The 22,126-nt window shown below is 33.4% G+C and carries 19 protein-coding genes and 2 tRNA genes; 9 read left to right on the forward strand and 12 right to left on the reverse strand.

Annotation, left to right across the window (positions count from 1 at the left end):
* Nucleotides 1-245 precede the first annotated feature (245 nt).
* From ERX46_RS10325 to ERX46_RS10350, 6 genes are all read left to right on the forward strand, one after another.
* Entirely contained in the window at nt 246-446 is a 201-nt protein-coding gene (locus tag ERX46_RS10325) for a type II toxin-antitoxin system Y4mF family antitoxin (protein ID WP_109357947.1), read from the forward strand.
* A 5-nt stretch (nt 447-451) separates the two neighbouring features.
* Nucleotides 452-787: a HipA N-terminal domain-containing protein gene (locus ERX46_RS10330; RefSeq protein WP_130093792.1), complete on the forward strand. Its 336-nt coding sequence runs from the start codon at nt 452-454 to the stop codon at nt 785-787.
* The gene (locus ERX46_RS10335; RefSeq protein WP_130093793.1) at nt 777-1,721 is read left to right on the forward strand and encodes a HipA domain-containing protein; all 945 of its coding nucleotides are present in this window, start codon (nt 777-779) and stop codon (nt 1,719-1,721) included. The genes ERX46_RS10330 and ERX46_RS10335 overlap by 11 nt, the downstream gene beginning before the upstream one ends.
* Before the next feature lie 195 nt (nt 1,722-1,916).
* On the forward strand, nt 1,917-2,570 hold the full coding sequence (locus ERX46_RS10340) for a DUF6629 family protein (RefSeq protein ID WP_130093794.1): 654 nt from the start codon (nt 1,917-1,919) through the stop codon (nt 2,568-2,570).
* A 317-nt stretch (nt 2,571-2,887) separates the two neighbouring features.
* Nucleotides 2,888-4,030: a hypothetical protein gene (locus ERX46_RS10345; protein ID WP_130093795.1), complete on the forward strand. Its 1,143-nt coding sequence runs from the start codon at nt 2,888-2,890 to the stop codon at nt 4,028-4,030.
* Complete coding sequence (locus ERX46_RS10350; RefSeq protein ID WP_130093796.1) at nt 4,008-5,630, forward strand: hypothetical protein; 1,623 nt, start codon at nt 4,008-4,010, stop codon at nt 5,628-5,630. Before ERX46_RS10345 ends, ERX46_RS10350 begins: the two co-directional genes overlap by 23 nt.
* Nucleotides 5,631-5,662: 32 nt before the next feature.
* On the opposite strand, the gene ERX46_RS10355 is transcribed toward ERX46_RS10350, so the two are convergent.
* The 7 genes from ERX46_RS10355 to carB form a co-directional block, all read right to left on the reverse strand.
* The gene (locus ERX46_RS10355) at nt 5,663-7,369 is read right to left on the reverse strand and encodes a DUF2207 domain-containing protein (RefSeq protein ID WP_130093797.1); all 1,707 of its coding nucleotides are present in this window, start codon (nt 7,367-7,369) and stop codon (nt 5,663-5,665) included.
* Nucleotides 7,366-7,911 carry a LemA family protein gene (locus ERX46_RS10360; protein WP_130093798.1) on the reverse strand — a complete coding sequence of 182 codons (546 nt, stop codon included), beginning with the start codon at nt 7,909-7,911 and terminating at the stop codon, nt 7,366-7,368. The genes ERX46_RS10355 and ERX46_RS10360 overlap by 4 nt, the downstream gene beginning before the upstream one ends.
* A 206-nt stretch (nt 7,912-8,117) precedes the next feature.
* A complete protein-coding gene (locus ERX46_RS10365) occupies nt 8,118-8,792 on the reverse strand; it encodes a M24 family metallopeptidase (protein ID WP_130093799.1) in 675 nt (224 codons plus the stop codon).
* Nucleotides 8,793-10,122: 1,330 nt separating this feature from the next.
* Nucleotides 10,123-10,196, reverse strand: a tRNA-Asp gene (locus tag ERX46_RS10370).
* Between the two features lie 244 nt (nt 10,197-10,440).
* Nucleotides 10,441-10,514 (reverse strand) — tRNA-Asp (locus ERX46_RS10375).
* 278 nt (nt 10,515-10,792) lie between these two features.
* Nucleotides 10,793-11,059 carry a hypothetical protein gene (locus ERX46_RS10380; protein ID WP_130093800.1) on the reverse strand — a complete coding sequence of 89 codons (267 nt, stop codon included), beginning with the start codon at nt 11,057-11,059 and terminating at the stop codon, nt 10,793-10,795.
* 120 nt (nt 11,060-11,179) lie between these two features.
* Nucleotides 11,180-13,996 carry a carbamoyl-phosphate synthase large subunit gene (carB, locus tag ERX46_RS10385; RefSeq protein ID WP_130093801.1) on the reverse strand — a complete coding sequence of 939 codons (2,817 nt, stop codon included), beginning with the start codon at nt 13,994-13,996 and terminating at the stop codon, nt 11,180-11,182.
* A 182-nt stretch (nt 13,997-14,178) separates the two neighbouring features.
* Here carB and ERX46_RS10390 point away from each other — a divergent pair, with 182 nt between their 5' ends.
* Nucleotides 14,179-15,009, forward strand: coding sequence for an alpha/beta fold hydrolase (locus ERX46_RS10390; protein WP_130093802.1), 831 nt, complete (start codon nt 14,179-14,181; stop codon nt 15,007-15,009).
* Here the strand turns inward: ERX46_RS10390 and ERX46_RS10395 are convergent.
* From ERX46_RS10395 to pabB, 4 genes are all read right to left on the reverse strand, one after another.
* Complete coding sequence (locus ERX46_RS10395; RefSeq protein WP_130093803.1) at nt 15,006-15,824, reverse strand: NfeD family protein; 819 nt, start codon at nt 15,822-15,824, stop codon at nt 15,006-15,008. The genes ERX46_RS10390 and ERX46_RS10395 overlap by 4 nt on opposite strands.
* A gap of 190 nt (nt 15,825-16,014) precedes the next feature.
* A complete protein-coding gene (locus ERX46_RS10400) occupies nt 16,015-17,241 on the reverse strand; it encodes a hypothetical protein (protein ID WP_130093804.1) in 1,227 nt (408 codons plus the stop codon).
* Nucleotides 17,242-17,345: 104 nt separating this feature from the next.
* On the reverse strand, nt 17,346-18,536 hold the full coding sequence (tilS, locus tag ERX46_RS10405) for a tRNA lysidine(34) synthetase TilS (protein ID WP_130093805.1): 1,191 nt from the start codon (nt 18,534-18,536) through the stop codon (nt 17,346-17,348).
* Nucleotides 18,529-19,731: an aminodeoxychorismate synthase component I gene (gene pabB, locus ERX46_RS10410; RefSeq protein ID WP_130093806.1), complete on the reverse strand. Its 1,203-nt coding sequence runs from the start codon at nt 19,729-19,731 to the stop codon at nt 18,529-18,531. The genes tilS and pabB overlap by 8 nt, the downstream gene beginning before the upstream one ends.
* Nucleotides 19,732-19,785: 54 nt before the next feature.
* Between pabB and ERX46_RS10415 the strand changes: the two genes are divergently transcribed.
* Both ERX46_RS10415 and ERX46_RS10420 read left to right on the forward strand, forming a co-directional pair.
* On the forward strand, nt 19,786-20,742 hold the full coding sequence (locus ERX46_RS10415; protein WP_130093807.1) for an alpha/beta hydrolase: 957 nt from the start codon (nt 19,786-19,788) through the stop codon (nt 20,740-20,742).
* A gap of 68 nt (nt 20,743-20,810) precedes the next feature.
* Nucleotides 20,811-21,743 carry an alpha/beta hydrolase gene (locus tag ERX46_RS10420; protein ID WP_130093808.1) on the forward strand — a complete coding sequence of 311 codons (933 nt, stop codon included), beginning with the start codon at nt 20,811-20,813 and terminating at the stop codon, nt 21,741-21,743.
* Between the two features lie 44 nt (nt 21,744-21,787).
* On the opposite strand, the gene ERX46_RS10425 is transcribed toward ERX46_RS10420, so the two are convergent.
* A complete protein-coding gene (locus ERX46_RS10425; RefSeq protein WP_130093809.1) occupies nt 21,788-22,108 on the reverse strand; it encodes a DUF6572 domain-containing protein in 321 nt (106 codons plus the stop codon).
* Nucleotides 22,109-22,126 lie beyond the last annotated feature (18 nt).

Below are 22,126 nucleotides of genomic sequence, written 5' to 3' on the forward strand. Positions count from 1 at the left end.
ACATTAATATTTATACCCGAACAGGTGTATTTTCACATAAAGCCGAATAATTATACCCGAAAGGGGTGAAATTGGTTAATTGGGAGTTACACAATTCAAGTCTAGAAGTTTATTAATTGATATTAAAAAGTTAATAACCTCCTAAACTATATGTCAAAACATATAATAATCATATTTTTAAACAAATTATATGCTTTTAAATATAATTCACTATATTTACTCTAAATTATATCTAATTACGTATAATGAAACAATTATCAGAATTTGTTAAAGAGCGCAGAAAAGAGATAAATCTAACGCAAGAAGAATTTGCTGAACGATCAGGGGTTGCACTTACTGTGATTCGTAAAATTGAACAAGGAAAAACAAATCTAAATATGGAAAAAGTCAATTTGGTTTTACAAATGTTTGGACATGAATTAGCTCCTGTTAACATGAAAAAATAAAGCACATGAGACAAGGTAAGGTATTTTACAAGGAGTTCTTCGCTGGAATAATTACTGAAAATAATGATGGTGAATATCTTTTTCAGTATGATCAACAATTTATAAATAAGCACCCGAAAAGTTTCATAACATTCTCAATGCCAGTAGGCGATAAAGTCTATAAAAACAAGCAACTCTTTCCGTTTTTTGAAGGTTTAATTCCTGAAGGTTGGTTACTAGATATTGCCTCAGAAAATTGGAAAATTAGTCCCAATGATAGGATGGGATTATTACTGGCATGCTGTCAAAATTGCATTGGAGCAGTAAGTGTTCAACCCTTAAAATCAAAAAATGAAGAATAAATGCTTGTATTGCTACGAAATAATAGATGATGGAGTAAATTTTCATAAGAAATGTTCGAACTCATTTTTTGGAACTCCAGCTCCACCAAAAATAGGATATTCACTCAATCAAATGGAAGAATTAGCTCAAAAAATTATTTTACAAAACATTGCTATTCCTGGAGTTCAGCCAAAACTATCCATGTCATTGGTTAAATCTGTAAAAGAAAAATCAGATACAAGATTAACTGTTGAAGGAGCTTTGAATGGTCAATATATTTTCAAACCTCCAAATGATAGATTTCCTGAAATGCCAGCAAATGAACATCTCACTATGCGAATAGCTGAAGCTTATGGCATTCGGGTTGTTCCTTCTTCATTAATCCGATTAGCATCTGGCGAAATATCTTATATCACCAAGCGTATTGATCGAACTGAAGATAATCAGAAGATTCACATGATTGATATGTTTCAAATCACGGAGGCATTTGACAAATACATTAGCTCAATGGAAAAGGTTGGAAAAGCAATAGAGCTGTACTCTCAAAATACTTTACTAGATAAAATTCTATATTTTGAACTGGTATTGTTTTCGTTTCTAACTGGGAATAATGATATGCATTTAAAGAATTTTTCGTTGATTGATAGTCAATTTGGGTGGATTTTATCTCCAGCCTATGATCTGCTGAATGTTAATATAATTTTCCCCGAAGACCATGAGGAACTTGCACTTACACTTTGCGGTAAAAAAAAGAAATTCAAAAAAGTTCATTTTGTAGAATTGGGAAACCAGCTAGCCCTTACTGATAAACAAATCAAAGGTGTTTTTAAAAGAATGACGAGAAACTATCCCAAAGCAATTGAATGGATCAATAATTCATTCCTTTCTAATAATTTAAAGACTGCTTATATTGAAGTACTAGAGAAAAAATATCAGCAGATTGGATTGAGGTAATAATTGTATGAACTAAAAATTCTTTAAAGCAGAACTTACTCTTTTACAAATCCTTCTTCCCAAAAAATTTCAAAATCAACTTTCACAATAAACCTAAAAGTAAGTTAAACCCAGAGTTTAATTAAGTCTAAATAAAATTAAATAAGTATTTTTCTAGACTAAGCATTTAGGAACTATTACTTAAAAGAATTAAATATGTGTTTTTCAGCAGAAGCAAGTTTTATCGCAGGAGCCGTACTAACAGTTATTGGAGTTGCCACAATTAAAAAGACCAATCATAAATCGCAATTGTGGTTTGCAAGTATTCCATTGGTATTTGGAATTCAACAACTCGCTGAAGGTGTACTTTGGTTAACACTCCCCGACCCTGATCAAATAGTTCTGCAGCGAGTCGCCACGTATATTTTCATATTCTTCGCACAAGTCATTTGGCCATTTATTGTTCCATTTGGAGTGCTCATGTTGGACCACAAAAGGGAACGAAAACTCATACAGAAAATTCTTGCTGGAGTTGGAATTTTCGTGAGTGGTTCATTGGCATATTTCCTCATTGCTTACAACATGGAAGCAAGTATTTTAGGTCATCACATAGCCTACAAACAAGATTATCCCGAAACAATTTATAAATATGGAGCAATCTTATATGCCGCGGCAACAATTCTCTCCTTGTTCTTGTCTAATGTAAAGCGCATGTGGCTTTTAGGTGTTTTTATCGCTACCTCTTATGCTATTACACTCTACTTTTATGAGAATCATGTACTGTCGGTTTGGTGTTTCTTTTCTTCGTTGATTAGTATTTACATTTATTTGATTATACGCAGAGAAAGTAAGAAGTTAGAGAAGGCTTGATTGGTTTGAATAATATAAATTTCAAAAAGGTTTGGGATTAATTATAGTAAATGGAGAAGTTCTAATCGACGTCATAGTTAGATAATATTATTTGAGAAATAGTATTTTTATTCTACAAATACCTAAAACATTAATAATAAGACCTGATAAAACAAGGATATCTTTTAATCAATTAAAATCAGCGTGCTAACTATTTTTTACGCAGATTGTAATGACCAAAGAAAATGTGATAATGGTAAAAATTAATCCGAGTAAATCTATTCTTAAATAACCCAAAATAGAATGAACCATTAATTCACATAGCTGTACATTTGGCTATGATTCGAATTATTCAATACATTCTATTCGGCACTTTTCTGCTCAATTCAACGAACGGATTTAGTCAAAGCACCAATACTGTTGAGTTAAACATCCAGTTTTACGATCAAGGTATTTGTTATCCAATGGAAATATCTTCCAAATACCCATCTTCTCAACACCTAAAAACAAAGACCATTTTACAATCATCGGCTTACTACAGTACACTATATGCAGAGGTTATTTCAAAAGACACTGCAGATTTAAAACCTCAATCAAATCATGAATTACAAGCCAGTTCTATGCAATTTAATCCTGAGTTAACATATGAACTAATTGTTTATAAATATAATGGATTTGATAGGTCTGAACCAGAAGCTATGGTCATCAAAATTTCTAAATTAAAGAATGACACGCAACTTATTATTCCATTTAAGAAAGGGGATTTTGACCTTCAAGAAATGGAGTTTTTCAAGGAATTAGAAACGAATTCTCCGCCAAAATTTAAATCGATTGAAGATAAAGAAATTAAAAATAAATTAAAATTAGACAGTACAGCCTATTTTTCAAATGGATCAATTAAAGCAAATTACTATATCGTAGCTGATAATTTCCCTTTGTATTTCGTTAAAGAATTCGACTCAATAAATAGAAATTCTTACGCTCAAGGACTAAGTCTTTTAACAAATTACAATCTAAAACTCGAACAACCTTACAAAACTATTTGGGAAGATTCTGGTAACACTAAATATGGTTATTGGGAGTATTTTGAAAATGGAAAACGCATTAAACATGAGTTATGGGCATCTGCTATGTCTCATCAATATATTTGGTATTCATCAGGAATTCTAAAGTCTTCCATGGAATTTGGACGAACTAACAATACAGCAAAGTATACTTATTATTTAGAGAACGGACTGATTAAGGAGCAATCTATAAAAGTGGATAAAACAAGGCAATACATTATAAAAAGCAATATTTATTCTTCAAATGGTACACTTATTCAAATCAACACTTTCAAAAGTTTAGATGGATATACAAAACATGATTTATACAAACGAGAAATTTTTTATCCTTCAGGAAAAATAAAAATGGAGGAAATTTTAGAAGGATCTTACAATATTAAATATTTCAACGAAGATGGAACTACGAAAAGTAAATAATTGGTTACTGTTCCTCTTTTTAGGATTGATTGTTTTTCCATCTTTTGGAATTACAAATCAACAAAAAGAAACACATCACTTATTGGTAAACGTCAATGAGAATTGGACAGAATTAGAGAATGAAATTCAATTTACTTCCACGCCAAATTCAGAACAAGAATTGATTCAATTGCATTTATTGAATGTGATTTCTTACTTGGAAAATCAGTCGGTAATTCACCTCGATAAGAAACAAAAGGAGAACAGATTGCTCAATATTTCAATTTTAAAGAAGTATAATCAGCAAGGCGTTTTTCCAATAAATAATTTGACCAATTATCGAACGCCAATATTCATTGATTCAAAAAACACATATTGCGCGGTTGGATATTTAATGAAAGAGAGCGGTTTCCAAAAAGCAGCTCAAGAAATTGCGGAAAAACAATTGTTATCTTATCTGAAAGACATTGAACATTCTCAACTTATTTCATGGCAGAAAAAATCAGGATTATCCTTATTCGAATTGGCATTAATTCAACCGACTTATGGCCCACCAACCTTAGTTTGTGCAGCAAAAACTCCTGTACAATGGACTCCTGTTTTAACAGATAGTTTGAAGATTTCTCAAATTTTTAAGAATGAAATTGATAACTCTATTTATTGCATTTCAAGTTCAGATCAACTAGGACTAAAACATGAAATCAAACGTTATTCAACAGTTGACCAAACTTGGAAAAGCGTTGGAAATCAAATATTAGGTCAAATTTTAGATCTTTCATTCTGCGACAAGGAAATTTATGTATCAGTACTTTTACCGCACGAGGAATTTCCACATCAAATTTTAAAGTTAAATAATGAAAAATGGGAGAAAGTTGCTCATTTTAATGGAAATATAATTTCAATTCAGTGTTTTCAAAACAAACTTTATGTGCTAGGAGATTTCAATAAGGTAAACAGTTCTGTAACTACTGACTTGGCTGTAATCAATGAAAATTCTATTGAATCATTTTATAAAACAGGAAAAAGAACGCATAGTTTCGATAAAATGTTGTCCAGTAAAACGTCACTATTTCTGTTGGACAGAGGTTCAATTTATCAATATAAAAATGACACAATAAAACCATTAAATAGCATCAAATATTATAATTATCTTCGAGATTTCACACTCAACGCACTTGCGGACACATTATATATTGCTTCAATTTACATTCCTGGTTATTACAAATATTTCGACAAGCAAGAAAAAGCAGTGACCTTAGAAAACATGGTTAATGGAACGTCATATCCTTACAATAATCCAAAATTAACACAAAGTAAGATCGTAAATGGAAATATGGTAATTTCAGGAGCTTTTAAATCATCAACTTTAAAACCTCAAATAAACGACAATTCACGCCTTATAGATTGCAACGAAGAGTTAAGTAAACATTGGTATGGAGAAGGTTTGCTTTATCATTTTGAAGACACCTTCTACCCTATCCAGGCAGATGGAGCTGTATTGGATTTCGTTCATTTAAACGACAAAATATACATCCTGAAAAATGATGGAAGAATTGCGTTTGCTGGTGTTGAAAATATAGAGAAAGAGATAGTTGATTTGAGGGAGAGAGGGTTGGAATAAAACATTTCAAATCCTATTGGAATTCTTTTCTCCTACCAACCACCTCCTCCGCCACCTCCAGCGCCACCACCAGAAAATCCACCACCTCCACCAAACCCTCCACCAGAAGACCCAGCAGCAGAAGGTGCAACCGAAGCCGAAGCAGAAACAGCCGAAAGCGCTCCAAAATACCCCAAACTTGCATAAGAATATCCACTCACATAATAATTACTCGATTTATATTGCGCTTCAATTTCCTGAGCTTGGAACTTCTTCCCCCACTCATCCGCCTTTCCAAACGCTATTGCATAAGGAAGATTCTTCTCGAAATAATCGAAGTTCATATCCGGTTTATTGATTGCATTTATACGCAACTCGTCGGCATATTTTATAAATCTTTCCAGACCTAAAATGTGATCCAACATCTTACGTCCTTCTTTAGTCGGTTGATAAAAAAGGCGTAAAAAGATAATATTCATAATCATCATTAGCATCGCAACAATAGGAATCAACCAAACTGGACCTTCATAAATATTGTAAGCTATTGCCATTCCTACGATTGTAAGCACTGGAAATATGTATTGAGGAAAAATCAATTTTATGTTCTTGTTAAAATATAATCCAGCTTGTTTCTTTTCAATTTCAGTGACTAAATAACCATGAGCGCTAGCAACTTTCGCATTATACTCCTTGCTAATTGTGGTGGATTCTTCAGTGCCTAAAAGCTTATCTAAAAACCCTTTTTCTAATTCCGTTAATTTCTGCTTTTTGGAAGATTTATCAGCAATACTGATCGCAAAACTATCTTCTCGCTTTGATCCCTTCTTCTCTATTTTAATATGTCCTTTTACTGCCAATTGCAACAATTGAGCTGCAAACATATTATCATCTTCCTTTCCTTCATTCATTAAAAACAAAACCTCCGCTGGACTCCAATCATTGGGTGGATAAAATTGAGGAATAATCGTTCCTTGTTTAGGGTCTTTTCCGTGTTTTAGCCATAAAACAAGATTGACTAAAAACGAGATTAATAATCCAAAAACTGTCAATAGAATTAAGGAATTATCTCTGAAAAAGTAAATCATTTGAGTTGGAAAAGGGACCTCCGACATTACTTCTTTATCGAAAGTGACCATTATCGTTAAGTTATTTCCTGGCTTTAATTCACTCGTCATAAACACCTGCTTACCTGCCGACAAAGATTTAGATTCAAAGTTTCTCTCAATATTTTCTCCATATTTTCCTTTCCATCCATCAAACTCAAGAATTTCCGTATTTTCGGGCGTCCTGATAGTTGCTGTCAAGGTATCAATGCTCATTCCCCAATGATTTCCATTTACGTTCCACATAACCTGACAGTCAATTTCATTGCAGAAAACTGTGCGGTCTAGTTGATAAGAAATTTCATAGGAATGTTTACCATTAATTAAACGAGTATCTTTAGAACCAATATAGATTCGAATTCCTCCATTTATGTTTTCAGTTCTGAAAGTAGCTGGACTTCCACTTTTTTTTGCGCTTTTTACAGTTAGAACCTGGCGTATCTTCCCTTCAGGCAACCTAAAATTCAATGGAATATCTCGATAAATCCCTTTTCTAATTTCTCTACCTAAAGAAAGTACATCTATTTTCTCAGTCACCAATACACTTCCATCCGCTTGAATCTGAATATCACTATGAAAAGAGTAAATCTTCTCTTTATCAAGAAAAGTAAAAGAGGACAGTAAAAAACCAGCCAGTAGTATTAATATATATCTCATTCGAATATTTTTTGTGGTTCACGTTCAAACGACTCAATCTCGTAAAATGAGCGTTCTTTAAATCCAAAAGGTCCCGCCAATATATTGTTAGGAAAGACACCAATCTTCGTATTATAATCTCGAATAGTTCCATTCAAATAACGTCTCGACATCGCCAATTCGTCTTCCACCTTGGAAAGTTCCTTCATCAATTCAAGAAAGTTCTCGTTTGCTTTAAGCTGCGGATAATTTTCAAAAGTCACCTTTATCGACCGACTCACCAGATTCAATCCAGCATCTTCTTTCTCCTTTTGCAGCATATCATCAACGCCAGAAGAACGCATTGAAGTCACTTTTTTGAATAAATCAGCTTCGTAATTACTATAACCTTTTACCATTTCCACAAGTCGTGGAATTAGTTCAAAACGCTTCTTGAGTTGTACGTCAATGCCAGAAAGGGCTTCGTTTACAGATTCACGAGCGGTGATGAGTTGATTGTAGATTACCCAAGTGAGGATGAGGATGATGGCAATCAGAATGGATGTAGCGATTATTATGTACATGAGGTAAAAGTAATGATTTTGTTTTTAGGTACAACGACAACTCTTTCTACCAAATTATTTTTGATATTGGATATATATATTTAAATAAGCGTATTAAATAATAGAAATTGAAAAGGATTTTAAAATAGAGTTTTTAAACTCTTAAAATAACCCCAAAAACTCCAAACAACTCAATTCCTTCAACCCAAAAATCACCACTACCCCACCTACACCATCTGTTCAAAAAATCCTCCAAACTTATTCTTCAAATCAACAAAATGAATTTCATAAATCCAATACCTTTTATTGCGCAATTTATCTGGAGCTGACATCGGAACATGGTTATCGGGATGAATATAATTAATGATTTCCTCTCCCAATAATTTCTCATGTGGGAAGTTTCCAATTAAATGACCACAATGCTCATTTCCGTATTCCCAACCATACTTTTTTGCTAGATTCACAGTAAACGCATACAATTCAGATGAAGTAATTGAATCGAAGTTCTTATCGTAAAATGCTTTTCCTTCGTGCCAAGCCAATTCAATGTCTCTGGTTAACTTCTTCTTATTTGGATCATTTCCTAACACATAAGTTCTTCCAAAATCGGCTTCCCATTCCTCGAAAACAGGTCCAAAATCTAAGAATATAATATCATCTTCTTTTATCTCGATACTGGGCGGATTCCCTGCATAAGGCAACAAAGTATTCTCCCCTGCCCTCACAATTCTTTTGTGCCAATATTTCTTTATTCCAAACAATTCATTGGCCAGTTCATAAACTTTGATGTTTAATTCCTTCTCTGTAATTCCAGGCTGAATTAATGCACGATTTTCAAGTTCCTGAAATAGAATTATAGCTTTTTTCTCTGCTTCTATTAAGTTGTTAAGGATAGAATTCATAGCGTTGAATTTTAGTTTTTGTATTGATTCCAAATATAGAGAAAGTTGAACTCAGGAGAGTAAACTTTAAGGAATCAAATAAGTTAATGTGTTTGTGAATTGATTAATCAATATTGGTTTCCCATGTTTTAGAATGAGATTAAAATAATTGAGTTACCAATTTAAGTCGTTAACTGTTACCACTAGACAGAATCTCGCGGTAACAGTATAAGAAGAGGTTTAAAATTCAAAAAAAGAGGGGTAAAAGATATAAAAGTTAAGGAGAAAGGGAATCGCTTTTTTAAAAGAGAGATTTGGCCTCTATTTTTTCTTTTTTGCCTTTAATAATAAGCGATAGCGGACGATTTGAAAATCGTCTGTACCAGGCTCAAGGAAATTTCATAAATGAAATTTAAGGAAAAGCAATCCATTAATCAAAGATGAGAATCATTCTTTGCCTACTTATTCGCTTGCGAGTAAGCATAAGAGTGGTACGGACGGTTTGCAAACCGTCCGCTCAATGCTTATTGAAAATCTTAAAATTTAAGGAGAAAGGAAAGAGCTTTAAAAAAAGTGAAATTAGCCTTCGATTTTTTTGAATTTTAGCTTTTAAGAATGAGCAATAGAGGACGATTTGCAAATCGTCCGTACCATACTCAAAGAAATTTCATAAATGAAATTTAGGGAAAAAGCAATCCATTAATCAAAGATGAGAATCATTCTTTACCTCCTTAATCGCTTGCGATTAAGCATAAGAGTGGTACGGACGGTTTGCAAACCGTCTGCTCAATGCTTATCGAAAATCTCAAAATTTAATGAAAAAGGGAATGGCTTTTTTAAAAGAGAGATTAGGTCTCTATTTTTTATTTTTGCCTTTAATAATGTGCGATAGCTGACGATTTGCAAATCGTCCGTACCATACTCAAGGAAATTTCATAAATGAAATTTAGGGAAAAAGCAATCCACTAATCAAAGATGAGAATCATTCTTTGCCTCCTTAATCGCTTGCGATTAAGCATAAGAGTGGTACGGACGGTTTGCAAACCGTCCGCTCAATGCTTATCGAAAATTTCAAAACTTAAGGAGAAAGGGAATCGCTTTTTAAGAGAGAGATTAGGCCTCTATTTTTTCTTTTTTGCCTTTAATAATGTGCGATAGCGGACAATTTGAAAATCGTCTGTACCATGATCAAGGAAATTTCATAAATGAAATTTAACGCAAGTCTTAAAATGAATCTGTTGATAAATGTAAAATTACTTGAACCAAAACCTCCATAAAAGACAAAACCCCTACAACATTGATACGTTGTAGGGGTTTCTATTCCTCCAGCCATAGAGGCGTATTTTAAAAGCGGTCTGGATGGGACTCGAACCCACGACCTCCTGCGTGACAGGCAGGCATTCTAACCAACTGAACTACCAGACCAAAACTTATAACTTCTCTTTCGAGAAACGCTGACTACAGTCAACTATAACTAATCTTACTTAGCTACTAAATTTTGTATTACTCAAATATATTGTGATTTGCTTTATATTTCAAAACGCTAATCAATATCAACTAAAAATCAAACAATTAACCTTAGACAACAAAAAGGAAAGACAAAACCCCTAAGACATTGATACGTCGTAGGGGTTTCTGTTCCTCCAGCCATAGAGGCGTTTTGTAAATGCGGTCTGGATGGGACTCGAACCCACGACCTCCTGCGTGACAGGCAGGCATTCTAACCAACTGAACTACCAGACCAAAACTTATAATTTTTCTTTCGAGAAACGCTGACTACAGTCAGCTAAAACTTATTTTACTAAGCTCTTTAATTTTGTATTGTTCACTTGCTTTCGCAATTTACTTTTTCAAACTTTCTTTCTTAACTTACCGTTGTAAGTGCCTTTCTTGTTTCGTTAGGCGAGTGCAAATATAAGTAACTTTTTTCCATCTGCAATGGTTTTTTTAAAAATAAATGAACTTTTTTTAATCTTTATCTAAACGGTATTGAAATACAGTGATTTAAGAAAATATTATTTTTAGTTCTTTTTTTCGTCATCTTTGATCTCTTCAAAATCCACATCTTCCGCTTCTCGATATCCTCCTTCAACTATATGAACCTTCCCTTTCTCACTATCACTTTTCTCCTTCGCTCTTTTGAAAGAATCATTATTTTGATTGAAACGTTTCTCGTCATCCGCACTCTTCTTCGTCGCCATAAGTCGGCTGATGAAACGTACGATAACAAATATTGCAATGATGATTAAAACCATCCTAATCGTTCCTGGAATACTTAATAAAATCATATTACATCAATTTTAATATATATACTTCTGTAAAACGTTCGGGTTAAAATTAAAAAAGTCCAGACTATAATCGCCTGGACTTTTTTATAAAATTCTCCCAGTTCTAATAAAAGAACAATCTTATTTTGAAAGGTATAAATTTCTTTCCGCAAATATCTTTCTGAAGAAAGGATCTTTCAAATCTTTGATGAAGTGAATTGCCTCTCCAGTTGATTTCATCTCAGGTCCTAATTCTTTGTTCACATTAGGGAATTTGTTGAATGAGAATACCGGAATTTTAATCGCATATCCTCCTTTCTTAGGTTGGAAATTAAAATCAGTTACCTTATTCACCCCTAACATTACTTTCGTTGCATAGTTCACATAAGGTTCGTCATACGCCTTCGCAATGAATGGAACAGTACGCGAAGCTCTTGGATTTGCTTCAATAACAAATACTTTATCGTTTTGAATTGCGAATTGAATATTTATCAATCCAACTGTTTTCAAGGCCAAAGCAATCTTTACTGTAATGTCTTCAATTTGTTGCATTACTAAATCTCCTAAATTGTAAGGAGGCAATACACCATAAGAATCTCCGGAGTGAATTCCAGCTGGTTCTATGTGCTGCATTACACCAATAATGTAAACATTTTCACCATCACAAATTGCATCTGCCTCCGCCTCTATTGCTCCTCCTAAGAAGTGATCCAATAGAATTTGATTTTCTGGCATTTCATGAAGAATATCCACAACATGGTGCTCTAACTCTTCTTTATTGATTACAATTTTCATTTTCTGACCTCCCAAAACATAAGAAGGACGAACCAATAACGGGAATCCAAGTGTGTCAGAAAGCTCAATTGCTTGTTCAGCGCTTTCCACGACTCCAAATTCTGGATAAGGAACGTTATTTTCTTTCAATAATTGTGAGAAACGACCTCTGTCTTCAGCTAAATCTAAAGCATCATAACTCGTTCCCATGATTTTGATTCCGTAACGCTCTAATTTCTCAGCCAGTTTCAATGCTGTTTGTCCACCCAATTGAACAATTACTCCTTCTGGTTTCTCATGGCGAATAATGTCATAAATATGTTCCCAGAAAACAGGTTCGAAATACAATTTATCTGCTGTATCGAAATCTGTAGAAACAGTTTCAGGATTACAGTTGATCATGATGGTTTCATATCCTGCTTCTTTCGCAGCCATAACTCCATGCACACAAGAATAATCGAATTCAATTCCTTGACCGATTCTATTTGGACCAGAACCTAAAACAACAATTTTCTTTTTCTCCGTTACTTCACTTTCGTTTTCTAATTCGAATGTTGAGTAATAATAAGGTGTTTGCGCTGGAAATTCTCCTGCACAAGTATCTACAAGTTTATAAACCCGTTGAATTCCCATTTCTTCTCTCTTCGAATAAACTTCCGACTCTAAACAACGCAACAAATGCGCAACTTGTCTATCGGCATATCCTTTTTGTTTGGCTTCATAAAGCATCTCTTTAGAAATATTTCCTAAGTTGAACTTCTCTATCTTGCGTTCTAATTTTACTAAGTCTTCAATCTGACGTAAGAACCAAACATCAATTTTTGTTTTCTCATGAATACGATTAAAAGGAATTCCCAATTTAATTGCATCATATATATGGAATAATCTGTTCCAACTTGGGAACTCTAAACTTTCTAAAATTGCATTCTGATCTGTTAACTCTTTTCCGTCTGCTCCTAAACCATTTCTACCAATCTCAAGAGACTGACATGCTTTTTGAAGTGCTTCTTGGAAATTACGACCAATTCCCATTACTTCTCCAACAGATTTCATTTGAAGACCTAATTTACGATCTGCTCCTGGAAATTTATCAAAGTTCCAACGTGGAATCTTCACAATTACATAATCTAAACTTGGCTCGAATAAAGCTGAAGTAGTTTTTGTAATTTGATTGTCTAATTCATCTAATGTATATCCAATCGCCAATTTCGCAGCAATTTTAGCAATAGGATAACCCGTTGCTTTTGAAGCCAGTGCTGATGAACGAGATACTCGTGGATTAATTTCAATGGCAATAATTCTTTCTTCTGCATCCGGAGAAACAGCGAACTGAACATTACATCCACCAGAGAAATTACCTACAGAACGCATCATTTTGATGGCCATGTTTCTCATTTCTTGGAATGTCGTATCAGACATTGTCATTGCTGGAGCTACAGTAATTGAATCTCCTGTATGCACTCCCATTGGGTCAAAATTCTCGATTGAACAAATAATAACAACGTTATCATTCTTATCGCGCAACAATTCCAACTCAAATTCTTTCCAACCTAAAAGTGCTTTGTCAATCATCACCTCATGAATAGGCGACGCGTGTAATCCAGCATCTAATAAATTGTCAAATTCTTTTTCATCAAAAACTACACCTGCTCCTGCTCCACCTAAAGTGAACGAAGAACGAATACATAAAGGGTATCCAAATTCCTGTGCTACACTTTTTCCTTCAAGGAAAGATTTTGCTGTTTTTTGCGGTGCCATTGGAATATCGATTTGCTCCATCAAATTACGGAAGTCCTCACGGTTTTCTGTAATTTCAATCGCAGCGATATCCACTCCAATGATTTCGATATTGTTTTCCTCCCAAATTCCTAGCTCATCACATTTCATGGCTAAGTTTAATGCAGTTTGTCCACCCATTGTTGGCAATACCGCATCAATATTGTGCTTGGAAATTATTTCGCGAATGCTTTCAGGCTCCAGTGGCAAAAGATAAATATTATCCGCAACTACTTTATCGGTCATAATGGTCGCTGGATTCGAATTAATCAAAGTAACTTCGATTCCTTCTTCTCTCAAAGATCTTGATGCTTGTGATCCCGCGTAATCAAATTCACACGCTTGACCAATTACGATAGGTCCACTTCCAATTATTAAAACTGACTTAATTTTCTCGTTCTTAGGCATTCCAATTTTTCTTTATGCTTTTGATGTAAAAGCGTTCTACAAATCGGACACAAATTTAATTCATTTTTACTACTTTTATAGGTATGCATAGGTTTATTATGCCTATTTTTTGCTTTATAATTGAATATAGAAAAATCATTGGCCTAAAATAACATCTAAACATTGAAAAGGAGTTGAACAAAATGGAACGAGAAATTAGAAATGTAACGCTTGATGACATGAAACTTTCTTATGAAGTTTATGGAGAAGGAAATACCGTAATCCTCTGTTTTCATGGGAACGGTAGGTCGGCAGAGGACTTTCGTTTCTTAGCAAGAAAGACCCGAAAAATCATTTCTGTTCACCTCTTTTTACATGGTTTTTCGACGTTCTCCCCTACCCGAATTCATGATGATTTAATCACTACAGAACATGTTGAAAAATTGTTAGAAAAATTATTAACAAAAGAAAAAGTTAACAATTTTCACTGGGTTGCTTATTCCCAAGGTGGACGTTTTACATTAAGTGCATTTCCTGCATTTGCTCATCGCGTAAAAAGCATGTTTTTAATTGCTCCAGATGGATTAGATGACAATAATTTCTACAGTTGGTCGCAGAGACAATGGTGGACAAGAAAACTGTTCAAACGTTGGGTAGAAAAACCCGAAGAATTAATGAAAATCTCTCGAGGTTTGGCAAAAGTCAAAATCATTCATCCTAAATTGGTCACCTTTCTAGATTTCTATACTTCAGATCAAGAGAAATTTAAAATGGCTTATAAAACTTGGAGTGCATTTAGAGATTTAAGGCCTTCGAATGAAGAAGTGAAACATGTGCTTGACAAACATTCCATTAATTTCAACATGATCATTGGAGCACATGATAAGATCATTACTTCCAAAAGTGCAACTCAGTTTCTAGAAAAAATAGATCAATCTGAAGCGTTGAAAATAATCCCTTATGGACATGATATATTTAAGCCACACATCGAAAAAGAACTATTGGCGTTAATGCCTTTTGAGGATTTTGATTAATAACCAATTAACAGAAGTAATGAGAAATACAATAAAGGCACTATCAACAGAAACCACAGTGACTTTCGAAAAGATTCTTTCAATGACCAAATTTCCTCACCATCCTTACGAACAAATAACCTAAGTAAAATGTAAAGAAATAAGGCAGAAACAACATATCCCAATAGCATCCAAATCACTATTCCCACAGCCCAACTTAAACCAACCGATATTGCAAGAAGCCCAAGTGCAAATGCCACACCAATCCCCATTAAATATAAATAAAGCAGTCCTATAATTGCTAGAATAATTAAAATCGGACCAAATAAATATCGATTATCCTCGACTTCTGGCTCATCAGAACGCTTTTCTTTAATAAGGTTTTTTTCATAAACATTTTCAAAAGTCTTTATTAAATGGAGGTCCTCTTGCTTTTGCAAAACATTCGACGAATCAGATACCTTACTTTTATTAGATTCAAAATTCTTAATAATTGAGTTGCTTTTAATGTTATTATCAGCATAGTAAAGCAAAGGACTCTTGCTCTGAAAACTATCAACTTGAATATTTAGTGCTTTAAAATCGTGATCTGAATTCTTTTCAATTTTTAAAGTGTGAAATGATAAATCCGATGTTTTTTTGTTTTTTGAAGATTTAAATTCTTCTTTCGCTTTAGAATTGACTGAACCTAAATTGATTTTTTTACTCTTCTTAAAATGCCATCCTTTTAAATGCTTTCGTTTTTCAAATGCACCATTACCACTTGTTCCGCATGAATAGAGAAACAACATTAACAAGGAAATGGAAAGAAGTTTGAAAAGTAAGCTTGATTTCATTTTAGTAGTTTAAAAATAGTCATAGAATTTTAAATATAAAAAACAATCAGGTGAATCTCGCTATATGTTAGAAAATATTGGTGATTTTAATTCATATCTAGTGATTTACGAGAAATATACAAATTGATTTTGTCAGGTCAGTGCTAAAATGAATTGAAAATAAATTTTAAGAGAATGAGAAATAAATTGATTAAATACTCAAAAAACTAATGGCCAAAGTAATAAAAGCTATCCCTGTAACAATAATTAAAGTCACCAACATGGTTTTTGGAAATGACCAAACTTCTTCACTGTCTACTCTTCTAAAAAGTTTAGTTATAAGATAAAGGAAGAATACAATGGTAAAATATCCTCCAACAATTAAAAGAGAAATTCCAGCGGCCTCTAAAGAACTACAAATTAAGACACAACTGAGATATGTTATTGCAGCTAAAACAATAAAGCAAAATAAAGTAAACATTACTATACCAATGAAAATCTCAAATGGCGAGTATATCATTTCCTTTTCAACAGTCGGAGGAACTAAGTCCATGAGTCCACTATTTATTGACCAACTTGACAATTGTAGAGAATGAGAAAACATTCCTCCTAAAGTAAAAAACCCAAAACCAGTTGAAGTATTTAAGGCACTAATTAGACCTATTTTACGTGTTGAATTTAATACATCTTTACTTTTAAAATATTCCCACAAGCCATAACTTAATCCAATCCCTGCAACCGAAGCAATCAAGTGAGGAGAATAAAATGGTGACTGTAATAAATAACCTAAACCCATTGTTGAACCAGCTAATACAAGCTTCAATCCAACAAGCAAACTTCGCGACTTTGACTGATTTTTAGCGGCCCAATGTTGTAATTGTCTCGTTTTTCTGCCTTTTATTAATAATGGAGCCATAAATGAAAGCAGAAACAAACTGCTAAAATTCCAGTGATCAGAAGATGAATTAAAATCTTCAGAAACACTTTCACCTTTATTGGAAACATTTAAATTTCTAGAATTCGACTTGAGTGCTGATTTTTCACCAATTAACTCTAAATTATCGGCTTTTAACTTGGCCTTACTTTCTTTTCTAAAATCATTAGCAACCGCTCTATCAGAGGGTTTAATGTCGATAAGTTTTTGATTCTCTAAGGATGGACTATTATAATCATTACTCTTAACAACTAAATTTGATTCAATTTCTTGATTTGAATCATGAAATGCAAAACCCGATTCGTTAACCTTTTCCCTCTTATTCAATCTCTCTTTTGATCTAGGTTCAGCTGAAGTCGCATTGAATTTTTTCTTCTTATTAAAATGCCAACCCTTCAAATGTTTGCGTTTTTCGAAAACACCATTACTGTTCGTTCCGCATGAATAGAGGAACAAAGCTATAAAAGATACAGAAAGTAAGTAAAAAAGTAGTTTCGATTTCATAAATGTAGTTTATTAATCTTATACTTATAAAACTACATAAAATATTTCAACTTGACTAAATTATCAAAATCAAGATTCTAATCGTTACTGTCTATTAAAACAACTTAAATCTTGAGTAATCTAACACAAATCACATTTGAGGTAGTAGAATCAACTTTCATTTGGTCATTCACTCCAAATCCAAAAACACCAACTATCTCCTCCTGCTCATTCACCAAAACCTGAACATTTTCTTTTAAATGAGCTGCAACTTTTCTATCGCGTAGAAATTTACCTACTGATTTCACTCCTTTCATTCCAAGGGGCTGAAACTGATCTCCTGTTTCCCATTTTCTCAAAGAAAACTGACCTTTTATCTTCGAAGCATCTAAAAATAAATCTGATTCATTCATTACTAATTCACCAACTGAAATAGCGGTAATTTCCAAACCATATTGAATTTCTTTCTCACTTTGATTCACAAAAACTAATTCACTTCCTTCATTCCAAACTTTAGCAACATCATTTCCAAAAAACTTTCCTTTTTCTGTAATCGTGAGCTTGTCAATTTCAGTAGTGGAGTATTCACCCATATTTTGCTCAGATAAAATATGCTCTTTCTCCCAAATTGTCAGTTTAAGCCAATCAGAAATTAAAATAGAATTAGGGATTGGAAAAGTTTTTAAGAAGTCTAAAACTTGTTGAAATGATTGTACTAATGGAACAACATCTTCCATCGGAAAGTTAGTTGATTCTAACCATGGCAGAATTTCATTTCTGTACCAATTTCTTGTGTAGTCATTCGAAGCATTTGAAGCATCCTCATGCCATTTCCACCCTTGTTTGCTGGCTAAAGAAACAAGTTCAGCTTTCGAATATTTCAGAATCGGACGCAAATAGCCATTCCTAAAAACAGGCATTCCAGCTAAACTTCTAACTTTTCCTCCTCTTCGCAATTGCAAGAAAAAAGTTTCCACTTGATCATCATAATGATGCGCCAAAAGGACAATCCCTCCTTCTTTTGCAATAACTTCATCAAACCAATTGTAGCGTAATTCTCGTGCTGCCAATTGTGTATTTATCTTTTTCTTCTTACTGTATTGTTTGGTATCAAACTCCTTTACTCGAATGGGAACATTTAGTTTTATAGCCAATTCTCGCACAAACATTTCGTCTGCATCAGAAGATTGTTCTCTCAAATGAAAATTACAATGTAAAATTCCGACGTCTTTTTTTGACTCATGCATTAAATGCAAAAGCACAACAGAGTCAACTCCGCCACTGCATGCAACCCAATATTTTGGTGAATTACTCATTGGAATTCAAAACTTCTTTTAATGCTTTAACTTTAATCATACATTCTTCATATTCTGATTCTGGAGAGGATTTTAGTGTTATTGCTCCACCAACTGGACAGCTAATACTTTGCGTTTTTTCATTGTATAAAATACTGCGAATAATCACATTAAAATCGAAATCGCCGTTCGGTTTAAAATAGCCAACGCTACCAGAATACAAACCTCTTTTGAAGGTTTCATGTTCTTCGATTAAATGCATAGCACTAATTTTAGGAGCGCCTGTCATACTTCCCATTGGAAATAAAGCTTTGAGAATTTCTAAAATGGTAACTTTCTCATCTATCGAAGCTGAAACAGTAGAAATCAATTGGTGAACGGTTTCAAAAGTATAAACACCAAATAACTCATCTACTTGCACAGAGTTTCTTTCGGCGATGCGTGATAAATCATTTCTTACCAAATCAACAATCATTACGTTTTCAGCACGTTCTTTTTCACTTGCTAATAAATCTGTTTTCAATTGTAAATCTTCCGTTGGAGTTGCTCCTCGTTTTGCCGTTCCTTTAATCGGCTGAGAAATCAATCGATTGCCTTCCCGTTTCAAAAAGCGTTCTGGACTTGCAGAAAGTAAATACCTTCCCTCCCATTCTAAAAAGCACGAAAAAGAAGCTTTTGTTGCACGATTTAGCTCAAAATAAGTCGGTAATGGATCTATTGTACTGTTTTCTGCATAAAATTCCTGACAATAAGTGACTTCATAAATATTTCCATATTGAATTTCTTCTTGGAGTTTTTCAATTTTAGAAATATATTCTGACTTACTTAGTCCTGGAATTAATTGGACATTGTTAATTGGAAGAATTTCCCTTTGACTTTCGAAATGAGCAATAAAATCTAAAGCTTTCTGATCCGCTTCTCCTTTCAGAAAAGTTCGCTTTCCATTTTCATCCCATTCCACAACATAACGAGGAACAAAAAATCCTGTTGTTGGAAATTTTATCCTATCCGCATTTTTAGAATCTAAATCTTCAATCTCATTCTTTAAATCATAAGACAAGAATCCAAATCGATAATCTTTAGTGTGTTTCACTAAAAATTCAGCTGTTTTTTCTAGAGAGTTCAATTCATTTTCACATTCAATTATTTCGAGCGCATCAAATGCAAGTATAGATTGGTTTTTATTATTTATAAAAAAGGTAAAGATGTTTCTCATCAAAAATTATATTGCTTAATATTACAATAGAAACACGAAAGTAATAAATATACTATGAAGCATTTAAAATGGTTGGTCCTAGTTGCGCTCTTTTTATCAACTTCTTTATTTAGTTGGTCCCAAAAAGAGAAAGAAGTCAATGTAAAAATTGAAAAAGGTACCATTTATGGCAACTTAATAAGTGTTGAAAACTACAAAGAAAATCCAGTTGTGATTATTATTCCAGGCTCTGGTCCCACGGATAGAAATGGGAACAATCCATTTATGCAACCAAATACCTATAAATTACTGACCAAGGAATTAGCCAAAAATGGAATTTCAAGTTTACGCTATGACAAGCTTATGATTGGTGAAAGTAAAAACGATTTGAGTGAAAAAGACTTGCTTTTTGAAGACAATGTGCATCAAGTTACTGCTTGGATTGACTATTTAGAAAAGAAGAAATTCACCAACATTGTCATTTTAGGTCATTCTGAAGGATCTTTAATCGGAATGTTAGCAGCGCAAGAAAGAAAAGTTTCTAAATTCATATCGCTTTGCGGAACAGGAAGAACCATTGATGTTGTTCTTGCTGAACAAATAGCTAAACAATCCCCACAATATTCAAAGGAAATTGAAAAATTATTGGAAAAGCTTAAAAATGGTGAAGAAGTTACCGAATTCTCCCCAGAATTAGCTGGATTATTCCGTACTGATGTTCAACCTTATGTAATTTCTTGGTTAAAATACTCACCAAAGGAGGAAATAGGAAAATTGAATATCCCCGTTTTAATTATTCATGGATCAACGGATATTCAAGTAACAGCAGAAGATGCTAAAATTCAAAAAGAAGGAAATCCAAAAGCTGAATTAAAAATTATTGAAGGAATGAATCATGTTTTGAAAGTAGCTCCCGAAGATAAAGATGAAAATATGAAAACTTATTATGATCCTAAATTACCTTTACATGAGGAATTGGTTCCTGTAATTATAGAATTCATTATACCTTTTAATAATGCGCTAACAAAATAATTTTAGTTACTCTCATCAAATAATAATCCTTAATATTGCAGTGTGTACACTAAAACCTCAAATTTACTATGAAGCACTTAAAATGGGCTACCCTTGTGGTTCTGTTTTTTACTATTTCTACAAATAGTTGGTCACAATCTGAAAAAAACGTAAAAGTAAAAACAAAATATGGAAAACTTTACGGCAATTTAATCACTTGTGACAATAAGAAAAATGCTCCGGTAGTGCTTATTATTCCAGGTTCAGGTCCAACAGACAGGAATGGAAATAGCGTTTTACTCCAAACCAATAGTTACAAAATGCTAGCTGAAGGCCTTGCGAAAGAAGGAATCTCTAGTTTGCGTTATGACAAACTACTCGTTGGAGAAAGTAAAGGAAATATTACTGAATCAGAATTTCGATTTGATCACAATGTCGAATTTGCAATGGCGTGGATCGATTTTTTGACTTCAAAAGGATTCAAGAATATTGTGGTTTTAGGACATTCAGAAGGTTCATTAATTGGAATGTTAGCGGCACAAAGAAAAGTAGTTTCAAAGTTTATTTCATTGGCCGGAACAGGAAGACCTGCTGATGTTGTTTTAATCGAGCAACTTACAGGACAATCATCTACCATTCAAGCTGAAGTAAAAAGACTGTTTAAGCATTTAAAAAGAGGTGATCAGGTTGAGAAATTATCACCTGATTTAGCTGCCTTATTCCGTCCTAGTGCTCAACCGTATCTAATTTCATGGATAAAATACAATCCAAAAGTAGAAATTGGAAATTTAGAAATTCCTGTTTTAATTGTTCACGGAAGCACAGACATTCAAGTTTCAGAAGTTGACGCAAACATGCAGAAAGGTGGGAATTTTGGATCTGAACTCGTTATTATCGAAGGAATGAATCATATCCTAAAAGTAGCTCCTGATGACAAAGAAGAAAACACAAAAACATATTTCAATCCAAAATTACCGTTACATCCAGACTTGATTCCGGCTATTGTTGGCTTTGTTAAATAATTGGTAATTATGTACTTTATGGATTCAACTTCTGATTTTTGGATCTATTTAATTACTTTCCAACTGAATTCAAAGTCTTGCTTTGTTAGAATCATTTTAAAATCTTCCAAAGTTTTTAATGCAACATTTGTAGGTTTAAACTTCATCGATAAAGATATTGTAATCTTTTTGTTTTTTGCACTTGGATAATCTTCGAAAATTTGCTCACTTTGAATAAAATCCAAATATGCATTTATCTTTTTCTGCAAAATAAGTAAATGCATTTCTTCATCTTTCCATTCTAAATGATCAGATATGGTAAGTTGGATTGTACCCGATTTCGATGTACTTATAAAATCTATCTTATCCGATTGCTCGATACTCATTATTTTCTCTTCACTCTC

It is taken from the genome of Brumimicrobium glaciale, assembly GCF_004152935.1.
GTDB lineage: Bacteria > Bacteroidota > Bacteroidia > Flavobacteriales_D > Crocinitomicaceae > Brumimicrobium > Brumimicrobium glaciale.